This is a genomic window from Mycobacterium sp. UM_WGJ (genome assembly GCF_000455125.1).
Taxonomy (GTDB): Bacteria; Actinomycetota; Actinomycetes; order Mycobacteriales; family Mycobacteriaceae; genus Mycobacterium.
On record NZ_AUWR01000106.1, the window covers coordinates 1 to 12,961 of the forward strand.

The following is a 12,961-nucleotide window of genomic DNA, read 5'->3' on the forward strand; positions in this document are numbered from 1 at the left end:
GTGCTTGCGATCGTCGCTAGGCTCGACCTTCGTGACCACCCACGAGCGCAGGGCCGCAGATGGCCCAACTCTGTGGGCGATCTCTGACTTGCACACCGGCCACCTGGGTAACAAGCCGATCACCGAGGCACTGCACCCGGTCACCGGTGACGACTGGTTGATCGTCGCCGGTGACGTTGCGGAGCGTACCGACGAGATCCGCTGGGCGCTGGACCTGCTGCGGAAGCGGTTCGCGAAGGTGATCTGGGTCCCCGGAAACCACGAGTTGTGGACCACCAACAAGGACCCGATGCAGGTGTTCGGCCGATCCCGCTACGACTATCTGGTCGACATGTGCGACCAGATGGGCGTCATCACCCCCGAGCACCCCTTTCCGGTCTGGACCGAGCAGGGCGGCCCCGCCATCATCGCGCCGATGTTTTTGCTCTACGACTACACGTTCCTGCCTGCCGGGGCGACGAGCAAGGCCGAAGGTTTAGCCATCGCGCGGCAGAACAATGTGGTCGCCACCGACGAGTTCCTGCTCTCACCCGAGCCCTACGGCACCCGAGACGCATGGTGCCGCGACCGGGTGGCGGCAACCCGTAAGCGCCTCGAAGACCTCGACTGGATGACCCCGACCGTGCTGGTCAACCATTTCCCGATGGTGCGCCAGCCCTGCGACGCGCTGTTTTACCCGGAGTTCTCGTTATGGTGCGGCACCGTCGAAACCGCCGATTGGCACACGCGCTACAACGCGGCGTGTTCGGTCTACGGCCACCTGCACATCCCGCGCACCACGTTCTATGACGGCGTGCGCTTCGAAGAGGTCTCCGTGGGCTATCCCCGGGAATGGCGTCGACGCCGGCCGCACCGGTGGCTGCGCCAGATCCTGCCCGAGCCGCACTATCCGCCCGGCTACCTCAACGAGTTCGGCGGTCACTTCGCCATCACCGACGAGATGCGTGAGGCCAGTGCGAAGTTCGCCGAACGTCTGCACAGGCGGCAGGCGCGATGAGCAAGCTGCTGGACGGGGTGCTCGAAGGAGCGCCGGCGGGTTCACTGGCCTGGGCCGAACGCTACGACGATCCGCCCGGGCTAGCTCCGCTGCCCGAGGAAGAGCCGCTGGTCGCGCGTTCGGTTGCCAAGCGCCGCAATGAATTCATCACCGCGCGTTACTGTGCTCGGCTGGCGCTGGAAGAGCTCGGGCAACCGCCGGTCCCGATTCTCAAGGGGGAGAAGGGCGAACCCACCTGGCCGGACGGTGTGGTCGGCAGCTTGACGCACTGCGCGGGCTTCCGAGGCGCGGTGGTAGGCCGCAGTGGCGACGTGCGATCGGTGGGTATCGATGCCGAACCACATGACGTGCTTCCCGACGGCGTCCTCAAAGCGGTCAGCCTGCCCGTCGAACGTGACGAACTCGCGGCGCTGCCGCGAGACTGGCATTGGGACCGAATCCTGTTCTGTGCCAAAGAAGCCACCTACAAGGTGTGGTTCCCGCTGACCAGGCGGTGGTTGGGCTTCGAAGATGCCCACATCAGCTTCGACGCCGACGGCAGCTTCGTCTCCCGCATCCTGATCGACCCCGCAGCACTGTCCGGACCTCCGCTGACGGAACTGCGCGGGCGGTGGTCGGTGGCGGGCGGTCTGGTGCTGACGGCGATTGTGCTGTGAGCACGCCCCCGCCCGCCGGCCTGGTGATCGTTGACAAGCCCGCCGGAATGACCAGCCACGACGTCGTTTCGCGGTGTCGCAGGTTCTTCGGGACTCGTAAGGTCGGCCATGCCGGCACGTTGGACCCGATGGCCACCGGGGTGCTGGTGATCGGCATCGAACGGGCTACCAAGATTCTGGGGTTGTTGACCGCGTCGCAGAAGTCCTACGCCGCCACCATCCGGTTGGGACAGACCACCTCGACCGAGGACGCCGAAGGTGAGGTGCTGGAGACGATTTCGGCGGGGCATATCACCGACAGTCAGATCGCCGCGGCGATCGCCGGCCTGCGCGGCGACATCGCGCAAGTGCCCTCGGCGGTCAGCGCCATCAAGGTCGCCGGCAAGCGGTCCTATCAGTTGGTCCGGGAGGGGCGCGCTGTCGAACTGCCTGCCCGGCCGGTGCGTATCGAGCGCTTCGAGCTGCTGGCGCTGCGGCGCCATGAGGCGCTCGTCGATCTGGACGTTGAGGTGGACTGTTCAGCGGGAACCTACATCCGGGCACTGGCACGTGACGTGGGCAGTGAGCTGGGGGTGGGCGGACACCTGACCGCATTGCGACGTACCCGGGCCGGCAGCTTCGGGCTGGATCAGGCCCGCACCCTCGACGAACTGGGGGAGAGCCCACGGCTGAGCTACAGCCTGGATGACGCCTGCTTGCAGACTTTTCCGCGCCGGGACCTGAGCGTCGACGAGGCGCTCGACGTCAGCCACGGCCGGCCGCTGGCCCCGGCGGGCATCGACGGAACCTATGCGGCAACCGATGCCGACGACCGAGTGATCGCGCTACTGGAGGACTCGGGAAGGCGGACCAAGTCGGTGGTGGTCATCCGGCCGGCGACGCTATAGTCCGCCGATGGCCACCGCGGAACGCGAGATCACCGAGGCTGTCGATCTGTGCGATGCGGCCGGATTGCTGAACCCCGCCGCCGTCGGTTGGACCCGAACACCGCTGCACCGTTGCAACCTGCGTGGCTGGGGCCGCAGCAAGCGGTGGGAGTACTGGTGCCTGACGACGCCCACTCACCTGATCGCGATCACGCTGGCCGACCTCGATTACCTCGGGGTGAGCAACGTCTTCCTGCTGGACTATTCCGGGCGTGAGGTGAGCCGCAGTTGTCTGCACCCGGGAGGGTGGGGGATAACGCTGCCCACCAGCCTCGGCGACGGGCCGGCCTCCGCTCGTGGCCTGGTCGCGATCGACCTCGCCGCCGAGCCCGACGGCACGCGGATCCGGTTCTCCTGCAAGACCTCGGCCGGCCCCATGGACGGTGACCTGTTTGTGGCCCTGCCGCCCGGGCACGAGACGCTGGCGGTGGTGGTGCCGTGGAGCGAGAAGAGATTCCAATACACCGCCAAACACACCGCGCGGCCGGCCTCGGGTGTCGTACGGGTCGGTGACGCCAGCTACGACTTCGCCGGCGGCTGGGGTGTGCTCGACCACGGGCGCGGACGCTGGCCGGCCAACACCGTGTGGAACTGGGGTGCGGCGTCCGGGCACACCGACGGCCACACGGTCGGCCTGCAGCTGGGCGGCAAGTGGACTGTCGGCACCGCAAGCACCGAGAATGCGCTCTGCGTCGACGGCCGATTGAGCAAGATCGGCGCCGAACTGGACTGGCACTACCCCGAATACACCGGGCCGTGGACGATCCGCACACCCGACTCCGATCAGGTCGAGCTGACGTTCACCCCGTTCCATCACCGCTCACCCTTGCCGGGGACCCATCAGTGCTTCGGGCACTACCACGGCCGGATCCGCACCGATGACGGCGCGAATGTTGCCGTGAACGGTCTACTCGGCTGGGCCGAACAGGTGCACATGCTGTGGTGAGTGGCGCTTCGGCTGCTCTGATGAGCCGGTTGCCGCCTCAGCTGTAGAGCTGCTCGAATCGCTTGATCGATCCCTCGATGTCGCCCTTGACGGCCCGGGCGGCGGCCGCGCCGATCGGCCCGAACAGCGGCCGGCCGCCCAGGTCCATCCGCAGGACGAACTTCGATCCCGTTGCGGCGGGGCTGATCGCCAAGGTCAGCGCGTACTTGGTGCCGCCCACGCCGTCGCCGGTCAACTCCAGCAGTGCGGGCGGGTCGAATTCGCGGACCGTCCAAGTGACTCGGTTGCGCATTCCCTTTGCTCCCGCCACCCCGATCAACGTGGTTCCGGCGGTGAGCTCGGCCGGGATATCGCAGCGCCACCCCTGGTGCAGCGACAGCCAGTCACCCAACTCGGCCAGATTCGACGCGTGGGCCCAGGCTTGGTCGGGAGGCAGCGACAGTTCACGAGAGAGCTCAAGCTTTGCCACCCGCAGATCGTAGAGCCAGCGGCACCGCTCCGGCACCGGGCAGGAGCAGACCCGAACCGTTCGGAGGCCGAAGGCCAGCCGGCCTGCTACGCGAAGTGGCGGTCAGACCACCCAGATCGCTTGCGCGGCAGGGCTGCCCAGATCGACGGTGGCCTGCTCGAGATCGGAGTCCGCCGGCGAGTCAAGGGCTATCGAGATGATGCCGGCGAAGTCGCGGCGAGCCAGCACCCGTAGCCGGGCGTCGAGGCTGATGCCTACCTGGGCGAAGTAGCGCAGCATCTCCGGATCGTTGTCGGAGATGCGGGCCACCGTGCCGGTCTCGCCGTCGGCGCACGCCCACAGTTGGCGGGCAGGGGGAGTGGGCACCTGCCCGTCCGGGGCCGGGATCGGGTCGCCGTGCGGGTCGCGCTGCGGGAAGCCCAGCTTGGCGTCGATGCGCGCGATCAGCCGGTCGGACACCGCGTGCTCGAGGACTTCGGCTTCGTCGTGCACCTCGTCCCAGCCGTAGCCAAGCTCGCACACCAGAAAGGTCTCGATCAGCCGGTGCCGGCGCACCATTGCGAGCGCCGCCCGTCGCCCTTCATCGGTCAGGGTCACCGCGCCGTATTTCTCGTGGTCCACCAGGCCCGCATCGGCGAGCTTGCGGATGGACTCCGAGGCGGTGCTGGCGGACACGCCGATCTTCTCCGCCAGCATCTTGGTGCTGACCTTGTCCGGTGACCATTCCTGGGCGGTCCAGATGACTTTCAGATAGTCCTGGGCGACGCTACTCAGCCCATCCGACTGCTCCCAAGGGCTCACAATCGGACAGTTTAGGCTGTCCTGGTGCAGCGGTGGCGGGGGCAGGATGAGATCCCCACAGACTGGGGCAGGTGTGTGCTCACCATCGGCGTGTTCGACGGTGTGCATCGCGGCCATGCGGAACTGATCACCCATGCGGTGAAGGCCGGCCGGGCGCGCGGCGTGCCGACGGTGCTGATGACCTTCGATCCGCATCCGATGGAGGTCGTCTATCCCGGCAACCATCCGGCGCAGCTCACCACACTGGCGCGTCGCGCTGAGCTGGTCGAGCAGTTCGGCATCGACGTGTTCCTGGTGATTCCGTTCACGCCCGAATTCATGAAGCTCACCCCGGACCGCTACATCCACCAACTGCTGGTCGAGCACCTGCACGTGGTGGAAGTGGTGGTGGGGGAGAACTTCACCTTCGGCCGTAAGGCGGCCGGCAACGTCGAGACCCTGCGCCGCGCCGGCGAGCAGTTCGGGTTCGGGGTCGAATCGGTGTCGCTGGTGGCCGAGCGCGCCGAGGCCGCCCAATCGGTCACCTTCTCCTCGACCTACATCCGGTCCTGTGTGGACGCCGGCGATGTGGCGGCGGCAGCCGAGGCGCTGGGCCGGCCGCACCGGGTCGAGGGGCTGGTGGTGCGCGGTGACGGTCGTGGGCGCGGTCTGGGCTTCCCGACCGCCAACGTGGCACCGTCGGCCTTTGCGGCGATTCCGGCCGACGGAGTGTACGCCGCTTGGTTCACCGTGTTGGGACACGGCCAGGTGCCCGGCACCGTCGTCGCCGGTCAGCGCTGCCGGGCAGCGGTGTCGGTGGGCACCAACCCGACATTTTCCGGGCGGGCCCGCACCGTGGAGGCGTTCGTGATCGACGAGACCGCCGACCTGTACGGACAGCGCGTCGCCGTCGACTTCGTCAGCCGGATCCGCGGCCAGGAGAAGTTCGACTCGGTGGCGGACCTGGTGGCGATGATGAACACCGACGTCGAGAAGACCCGCGGCCTGCTCTCGGGTGACTGACCGTCGGCACGATTGGGAGAGCTGCCCCGGGCGGTGCTAGGCTCCCACCTCGGCGTGCTGCAGTCCGCGGTGGCCGCCGACTTGATATTCGCGGGACCGATTGATGGAGATTTGTCGTGGCGCTGACCGCCGAGCAGAAAAAAGAGATCCTGGCCAGCTACGGTCTGCACGAGACGGACACCGGCTCGCCCGAAGCTCAGGTCGCCCTGCTGACCAAGCGGATCGTCGACCTCACCGAGCACCTCAAGAAGCACAAGCACGACCACCACTCCCGCCGCGGCCTGCTGCTGCTGGTCGGCCGGCGGCGTCGTCTGCTCAAGTACCTGACCGCGACCGATGTGGCGCGCTACCGCTCGCTGATCGAGCGCCTCGGTCTGCGTCGCTGACGAATCGGGGCGGCGTCAGCCGCTGCCATGTAGAGTGAGACCGTTCCGGGCCTGCCAGGCCCGGACATCGGTGTGGCCCCCGCATCCGCGTGTGCCACTCCGGCACGTCACGACGGGACACGTCCCTACGTACAGCCAGACCTGCATCGGGCGGTCTTCGGTAGTGGCAGCCGGGTCTGAAAGCGCGTCTTAAAAGATCCGGCCGCTTCGATCGACGACCGTAGCCGCATCCAGGTAGTTGGCTGGCGCACGTCTGACGTTGCGAAACAGCTGAACAAACCAGGAAAGGCCGCACGGGCTTTTATGTCTGCAATTGAAATTGAAGAAGGCGTATTCGAGACCACCGCTGTCATCGACAACGGCAGCTTCGGCAAGCGCACTATCCGCTTCGAGACCGGCCGGCTGGCCCAGCAGGCCGCCGGCAGCGTCGTCGCCTACCTCGACGACGAAACCATGCTGCTGTCGGCGACCACCGCCAGCAAGGCTCCCAAGGACCACTTCGACTTCTTCCCGCTCACTGTCGACGTCGAGGAGCGGATGTACGCGGCCGGGCGTATTCCCGGCTCGTTCTTCCGCCGCGAGGGCCGGCCGTCCACCGACGCGATCCTGACCTGCCGTCTTACCGACCGTCCGCTGCGCCCGTCGTTCGTCGACGGCCTGCGCAACGAGGTCCAGGTCGTGGTGACGGTTCTGAGCCTGAACCCGAACGACCTGTACGACGTGGTGGCGATCAACGCCGCGTCGGCCTCCACCCAGCTCGCCGGCCTGCCGTTCTCCGGCCCGGTCGGAGCCGCGCGGGTGGCACTGATCGACGGCACCTGGGTGGCGTTCCCCACCGTCGAGCAGCTCGAGCGCGCCGCGTTCGACATGGTGCTGGCCGGGCGCACCCTTGAAGACGGTGATGTCGCGATCATGATGGTCGAGGCCGAGGCCACCGAGAACGTCATCGAGCTCATCGAGGCCGGCGCCCAGGCGCCGACCGAGACCGTGGTGGCCGAGGGTCTGGAGGCGGCCAAGCCGTTCATCGCGGCGCTGTGCAAGGCCCAGCAGGAGCTCGGTGAGGCGGCGGCCCGCCCAACCGCCGACTACCCGCTGTTCCCGCCTTACGGCGACGACGTCTACTACTCGGTGGCCTCCATCGCGACCGACGAGCTGGCCAAGGCGCTGACCATCGCCGGCAAGGCCGAGCGTGACGAGCGCACCGAGGAGATCAAGGCCGAGGTGCTCGAGCGTCTCGCTGGGACCTACGAGGGGCGCGAGAAGGAGATCAGCGCGGCTTACCGGAGTCTGACCAAGAAGCTGGTGCGTCAGCGCATCCTGACCGACCACTTCCGTATCGACGGCCGTGGCATCACCGACATCCGGGCTCTGAGCGCCGAGGTCGCCGTGGTGCCACGTGCCCACGGCAGCGCCCTGTTCGAGCGTGGCGAGACCCAGATCATGGGCGTGACCACGCTGGACATGATGAAGATGGCGCAGCAGATCGACTCGCTGGGGCCGGAGAAGTCCAAGCGCTACATGCACCACTACAACTTCCCGCCGTACTCGACCGGTGAGACCGGCCGGGTCGGTTCGCCCAAGCGTCGCGAAATCGGCCACGGCGCTCTGGCCGAGCGGGCCCTGGTTCCGGTGCTGCCCAGCGTCGAGGAGTTCCCCTACGCCATCCGGCAGGTCTCGGAGGCGCTGAGCTCCAACGGCTCCACCTCGATGGGTTCGGTCTGCGCGTCCACGCTGGCGTTGCTCAACGCCGGTGTGCCGCTGAAGGCTCCGGTCGCCGGTATCGCGATGGGCCTGGTCTCCGATGACGTCGAGGTCGACGGTAAGACCGAGCGCCGCTTCGTCGCGCTCACCGACATCCTGGGCGCCGAGGACGCGTTCGGCGACATGGACTTCAAGGTCGCCGGCACCAAGGACTTCGTCACCGCACTGCAGCTCGACACCAAACTCGACGGCATTCCTTCAGCGGTCCTGGCAGGTGCTCTCGCTCAGGCCAAGGACGCGCGTATGACCATCCTCGAGGTGATGGCCGAGGCCATCGACGCCCCCGACGAGATGAGCCCGTACGCGCCTCGCGTCACCACCATCAAGGTTCCGGTGGACAAGATCGGCGAGGTGATCGGGCCCAAGGGCAAGATGATCAACTCGATCACCGAGGAGACCGGCGCCCAGATCTCGATCGAGGACGACGGCACCGTGTTCGTCGGCGCCACCGACGGCCCGTCGGCGCAGGCCGCCATCGACAAGATCAACGCGATCGCCAACCCGCAGCTGCCCAAGATCGGCGAGCGGTTCCTGGGCACCGTGGTCAAGACCACCGACTTCGGCGCTTTCGTGTCGCTGCTGCCGGGCCGCGACGGGCTGGTGCACATCTCCAAGCTCGGCAAGGGCAAGCGGGTGGCCAAGGTCGAGGACGTGGTGAAGGTCGGCGACAAGCTGCGCGTGGAGATCGCCGACATCGACAACCGCGGCAAGATCTCGCTGGTTCCTGTGGACGAGTCGACCCCGGAGGCGGGGCCCGCTGAGTCTGCCGATGCCGCGACTGCCGAAAGCTGACACTGGGGCGCCGCCGCGCGCCGCACTGCGACGCACCACCCTGCCGGGCGGGCTGCGGGTAGTCACTGAATACCTGCCCGCGGTTCGTTCGGCGTCGGTGGGCGTGTGGGTTGGCGTCGGATCGCGCGACGAGGGCGCCACGGTGGCGGGGGCGGCGCACTTCCTGGAGCACCTGCTGTTCAAGGCGACTCCGACCCGAACGGCGGCCGGCATAGCCCAGGCGATGGACGCGGTCGGTGGCGAGCTCAATGCCTTCACCGGAAAAGAGCACACCTGCTACTACGCCCACGTGCTCGACACCGATCTGGAACTGGCCGTCGCACTCGTGAGCGACGTGGTGCTCAACGGGTCCTGCGCGGCTGCCGACGTCGACCTCGAACGCGACGTGGTTCTTGAGGAACTCGCGATGCGCGATGACGATCCCGAGGACGCGCTGGGCGATGTGTTCTTGACGACGCTGTTCGGCGATCATCCGATCGGCCGGCCGGTGATAGGCAATGTCGAGTCGGTGTCGTCGATGACGCGCGCACAGTTGCGGTCATTCCACCAGCGCCGCTACACACCGGAGCGCATGGTGGTCGCGGTTGCCGGCAACATCGACCATGACACGGTGGTTGCGCTGGTCCGAGAACACTTCGGGCATCGCCTGATTCGAGGTGAGAAGCCTGCCGAGCCGCGACGGGGCAGTGCCCGGGTGCCGGGCAGGCCCGGGCTGACCGTGGTCAACCGTGATGCCGATCAGACGCACATGTCTCTGGGGGTGCGTGCACCCGGACGCTATTGGCAACACCGTCAGGCGCTGGCCGTGCTCAACACGGCTCTGGGTGGCGGTCTGAGTTCGCGGCTGTTCCAACAGGTTCGGGAAACCCGCGGTCTGGCCTACTCGATCTACTCGTCGGTTGACACCTTCGCGGACGCCGGCGCGCTGTCGGTTTACACGGCATGTCAGCCGGACCGATTCGCCGAGGTGGCGGCCGTGACCGCCGAGGTGCTCGAATCGGTGGCTCGTGATGGAATCACCGCCGACGAGTGTCGGATCGCCAAGGGGTCGTTGCGCGGGGGATTGGTACTGGGCCTGGAGGATTCCGGTTCGCGGATGAACCGGCTGGGCCGTACCGAGTTGAACTACGGCCGCCACCGGCCCATCGCCCGCACCCTGCGGGAACTGTCGGCGGTGACCGTCGACGAGGTCAACGCCGTAGCCCGTCAGCTGCTGCGTAAGCCCTATGGCGTCGCCGTGCTTGGCCCGTATCGTTCGAAAGGGGCGCTGCCAACCCGTCTGCGGGCGCTTGCCGGTTGATGGCAGGCTAGGGGAATGGCGTTCAGCTTCTCCGAACTCAAGGTCCCATTGATCGGCGCGCCGATGGCCGGCGGTCCCAGCACACCGGCGCTTGCGGCCGCGGTGACCGAGGCGGGTGGGCTGGGGTTCGTCGCAGGGGGCTATCGCACCGCCCAACAGCTGGCCGATGAGATCACCTCCGCGCGCGCGGCCACCAGTGGTCCCATCGGTGTCAATCTGTTTGTGCCCCAACCGAGCGGCGCGGACGTGGTGTTGCTCGACGAATACGCCGATCTCCTGGATCCGCTGGCCGAGCATTACGGGGTAGAGCTGGGCCAGCCGCGCTTCGGCGACGACGACTGTTGGCCGGAGAAGCTCGAGGTGATCGCCGACCTGCGGCCCACGGTGGTGTCGTTCACCTTCGGGACCCCGTCCCCCGACGAGATCGACATGCTGCGGGCGTTGCGCATCCTGACGGTGGTCACGGTGACGTCGGTCTACGAGGCCGGCGTCGCCCTGGGACACGGCGCCGAGGTGCTGGCGGTGCAGGGCCCCAAGGCGGGCGGACATCGGGGCACCTTCGCGCCCGACGTGTACCCGGGCACCGACTCGCTGGAACATCTGCTGGCGGAGATCGCCCACGCCCACGGCCATGTCCCGATGGTGGCGGCGGGCGGTCTCGGCACCGCGGCCGACGTGGCCGGGGTGCTGGGTGGTGGCGCGGTCGCGGCCCAGGTCGGTACCGCACTGCTGCTGGCGCACGAAGCCGGCACCAATCCGACGCACCGTGCGGCACTGACCAACCCGGAATTCGCCAACACCACGGTGACCTGTGCGTTCTCCGGCCGCTACGCACGCGGCTTGGAGAACGACTTCACCCGCGCCTTCGAGGATGTGGCCCCGGTGGGATACCCCGAGATCAACCACATGACGACCCCGATCCGGGCGGCGGCGGTGGCCCTGGACGATCCGCATGGGACAAGCCTGTGGGCCGGGACCGCCTACCGGACCGCCCGGTCGGCGGCGGCCGCCGAAATCATTGCTGCCCTGACGCCCTGAAACGGCGGTAGGGCGTCGTTATGATCGCCGCATGCATGACACGTCCCGACCTTCAGCAACTGGCACCGTGCGCATTGACGCCGCCCCTGAAACGGTTTATGCGCTGATCACCGACCTGTCCGCCCTGGCGGACTGCGCCGAGGAGACCGTCGCCATGCATTGGCGCAAAGGCGATTCGGCGCGTCCGGGCGCGAAGTTCAGCGGCGCCAACCGTAACGGCTCGCACAGCTGGAACACCACCTGCACCGTCACCGACGCCGACCCCGCCCGGCTGTTCGCCTTCGACGTGCGCTCGGCGATGGTCCCGGTGAACCACCCCGGGTTTGATGCACACCTTCTTTCGAGGGAAGGTTGTTCGCATCATGCCGAGGAAGTACGACGACGAGTTCAAGGCCCGGGCGGTGCGGCTGGTCACCGATCATGCCGAGGAGTACGACACCCGCACGGCCTGCATCACCGCGGTGGCCAAGCGGTTGGGAGTGTCCTACGAATCGCTGCGCCGCTGGGTCAACCAGGCCGAGGTCGACGCCGGCCAGCGTGACGGGGTGCCCACCGATACGGTGCGGGAGTTGCGCGAACTCAAACGCAAGAACCGTGAGCTTGAGGAAACCATCGAAATCCTCAAGGCGGCAACAAGTTTCTTCGTGCGGGAGAGCGACCCGCGACACCATTGATCTGTGCGTTCATCGCCGAGCATCGTGCTCGGTTCGGGGTCGCTCCGATCTGCCGCGTGCTCACCGAGCACGGCTGCCAGATCGCCCCGAGAACCTTCTACGCCTGGCTGGCCCGACCCCCGTCCGCACGAACCCTCTGGGACACGGTCATCACCGAGGTGCTGGCCGGCTACTACGAACCCGACGAGCACGGACGCCGCAAGCCCGAAGCGTTGTACGGTGCGACCAAGATGTGGGCCCACCTGCAACGACAGGGCGTCGCCGTGGCCCGCTGCACCGTGGAACGCCTCATGCGGGCCCACGGCTGGCAGGGCGTGCGCCGCCGCAAGAAGGTCCGCACCACCATCGCAGATCCCGCCGCGGCACGGGCAGCTGATCTGGTCAAACGCCAGTTCCGGGTACCCGCCCCCAACCTGCTCCTGGTCGCGGACTTCACCTACGTCCGGCTAGCCAACGGAGCGTTCGTGTACACCGCATTCGCCATCGACGCGTTCGCGGGCCGGATCGTCGGGTGGACGTGCTCAGCAAGCAAGGAGGACCGCTTCGTGCGCCAAGCGATCCGCCACGCCGCACAACTCCGAATCAATGAAGGTAATCCATTGTTGGGCAACACTATCCACCATAGCGACGCCGGGTCTCAATACACATCGGTGCGGTTCGGGGAAACCCTCGCGCTGTCCGGACTGGTGGCCTCCATCGGCACGGTCGGGGATGCCTTCGACAACGCCTTGGCGGAGACGACCATAGGGCTGTACAAGACCGAAGCCGTCCGTGACGACTCACCGTTTCGGCGAGGGCCGCTGCACCGTCTGACCGACGTCGAACTGCTCACCGCCGAGTGGGTCCACTGGTACAACACCGACCGGCTCATGCACCGCCTGGGCCGCATCCCACCCATCGAGTACGAGACCGTCCACTACGCTACAAACACAGCCCGATCAGAGGCTGCACACCAATAACCGGTGTGCATCAAACCCGGGGCGATTCACGGTGGCCCACTGGGCGTACGAGATCACCCCGGCGGACGGCGGCTGCCAGGTCACCGAGAGCACCTGGGACCACCGCCCCCGCTGGATACTCGGGATCAGCCGACTGATCAGCGGCGTCGCCGATCGCAATGCTGCTAACGCCGATCACATCCGGCTCACCCTGGACCGGCTCAAGCACAGGGCGGAGCAGGGCGCCGGCAATCACCCCGGTCAGCAGTCGTAGT

General features: G+C 67.3%; 13 protein-coding genes, 1 pseudogene and 1 other annotated feature. Of the genes and pseudogenes, 12 read left to right on the plus strand and 2 right to left on the minus strand.

Features of this window, described 5'->3' with window-relative positions:
- Window positions 1-31: 31 nt before the first annotated feature.
- From N416_RS0120975 to N416_RS0120990, 4 genes are read left to right on the plus strand one after another with little or no spacing between them, the layout of a single operon-like run.
- Window positions 32-997, plus strand: a complete 966-nt coding sequence (locus tag N416_RS0120975; protein WP_024444050.1) for a metallophosphoesterase — start codon at window positions 32-34, stop codon at window positions 995-997.
- Window positions 994-1,653, plus strand: coding sequence for a 4'-phosphopantetheinyl transferase (locus N416_RS0120980; protein WP_024444051.1), 660 nt, complete (start codon window positions 994-996; stop codon window positions 1,651-1,653). The genes N416_RS0120975 and N416_RS0120980 overlap by 4 nt, the downstream gene beginning before the upstream one ends.
- A complete protein-coding gene (truB, locus tag N416_RS0120985) occupies window positions 1,650-2,540 on the plus strand; it encodes a tRNA pseudouridine(55) synthase TruB (RefSeq protein ID WP_024444052.1) in 891 nt (296 codons plus the stop codon). The genes N416_RS0120980 and truB overlap by 4 nt, the downstream gene beginning before the upstream one ends.
- 7 nt (window positions 2,541-2,547) lie before the next feature.
- Window positions 2,548-3,525, plus strand: coding sequence for a DUF2804 domain-containing protein (locus tag N416_RS0120990; RefSeq protein ID WP_024444053.1), 978 nt, complete (start codon window positions 2,548-2,550; stop codon window positions 3,523-3,525).
- Window positions 3,526-3,562: 37 nt separating this feature from the next.
- On the opposite strand, the gene N416_RS0120995 is transcribed toward N416_RS0120990, so the two are convergent.
- On the minus strand, window positions 3,563-3,994 hold the full coding sequence (locus tag N416_RS0120995) for an SRPBCC family protein (protein ID WP_024444054.1): 432 nt from the start codon (window positions 3,992-3,994) through the stop codon (window positions 3,563-3,565).
- 102 nt (window positions 3,995-4,096) lie between these two features.
- A complete protein-coding gene (mntR, locus tag N416_RS0121000; protein ID WP_024444055.1) occupies window positions 4,097-4,795 on the minus strand; it encodes a manganese-binding transcriptional regulator MntR in 699 nt (232 codons plus the stop codon).
- A 24-nt stretch (window positions 4,796-4,819) separates the two neighbouring features.
- Between mntR and N416_RS0121005 the strand changes: the two genes are divergently transcribed.
- The 8 genes and pseudogenes from N416_RS0121005 to N416_RS0121045 all read left to right on the plus strand — a co-directional run bounded on the left by N416_RS0121005 (window position 4,820) and on the right by N416_RS0121045 (window position 12,960).
- Window positions 4,820-5,797: a bifunctional riboflavin kinase/FAD synthetase gene (locus N416_RS0121005; protein WP_024444056.1), complete on the plus strand. Its 978-nt coding sequence runs from the start codon at window positions 4,820-4,822 to the stop codon at window positions 5,795-5,797.
- A gap of 116 nt (window positions 5,798-5,913) precedes the next feature.
- On the plus strand, window positions 5,914-6,183 hold the full coding sequence (rpsO, locus tag N416_RS0121010; RefSeq protein WP_024444057.1) for a 30S ribosomal protein S15: 270 nt from the start codon (window positions 5,914-5,916) through the stop codon (window positions 6,181-6,183).
- A 303-nt stretch (window positions 6,184-6,486) separates the two neighbouring features.
- On the plus strand, window positions 6,487-8,736 hold the full coding sequence (locus tag N416_RS0121015) for a polyribonucleotide nucleotidyltransferase (protein ID WP_024444058.1): 2,250 nt from the start codon (window positions 6,487-6,489) through the stop codon (window positions 8,734-8,736).
- Window positions 8,714-10,036 (plus strand): pitrilysin family protein, encoded by a 1,323-nt coding sequence (locus N416_RS0121020; protein WP_024444059.1) that lies wholly within the window; start codon window positions 8,714-8,716, stop codon window positions 10,034-10,036. Before N416_RS0121015 ends, N416_RS0121020 begins: the two co-directional genes overlap by 23 nt.
- A 15-nt stretch (window positions 10,037-10,051) precedes the next feature.
- A complete protein-coding gene (locus N416_RS0121025; protein ID WP_024444060.1) occupies window positions 10,052-11,074 on the plus strand; it encodes a nitronate monooxygenase in 1,023 nt (340 codons plus the stop codon).
- 31 nt (window positions 11,075-11,105) lie between these two features.
- Window positions 11,106-11,387, plus strand: a pseudogene (locus tag N416_RS23035) (SRPBCC family protein); the annotation flags it as partial.
- Window positions 11,388-11,436: 49 nt separating this feature from the next.
- A protein-coding gene (locus N416_RS0121040) for an IS3 family transposase (protein WP_155943419.1) occupies window positions 11,437-12,707 on the plus strand; the annotation gives its coding sequence in 2 pieces (ribosomal slippage) (window positions 11,437-11,710 and window positions 11,710-12,707; 1,272 coding nt in all).
- Window positions 11,706-11,837: a sequence feature (AL1L pseudoknot), on the plus strand. It overlaps the preceding gene by 132 nt.
- A gap of 31 nt (window positions 12,708-12,738) precedes the next feature.
- The gene (locus N416_RS0121045; protein WP_024444063.1) at window positions 12,739-12,960 is read left to right on the plus strand and encodes a hypothetical protein; all 222 of its coding nucleotides are present in this window, start codon (window positions 12,739-12,741) and stop codon (window positions 12,958-12,960) included.
- Window position 12,961 lies beyond the last annotated feature (1 nt).

Excerpts from the sequence above, each read along its gene's own strand:
- N416_RS0120980 (WP_024444051.1), top strand. The coding sequence starts at position 994 with ATGAGCAAGCTGCTGGACGGGGTGCTCGAAGGAGCGCCGGCGGGTTCA.
- N416_RS0121020 (WP_024444059.1), top strand. The coding sequence starts at position 8,714 with ATGCCGCGACTGCCGAAAGCTGACACTGGGGCGCCGCCGCGCGCCGCA.
- N416_RS0120990 (WP_024444053.1), top strand. The coding sequence starts at position 2,548 with ATGGCCACCGCGGAACGCGAGATCACCGAGGCTGTCGATCTGTGCGAT.
- N416_RS0121015 (WP_024444058.1), top strand. The coding sequence starts at position 6,487 with ATGTCTGCAATTGAAATTGAAGAAGGCGTATTCGAGACCACCGCTGTC.
- N416_RS0121025 (WP_024444060.1), top strand. The coding sequence starts at position 10,052 with ATGGCGTTCAGCTTCTCCGAACTCAAGGTCCCATTGATCGGCGCGCCG.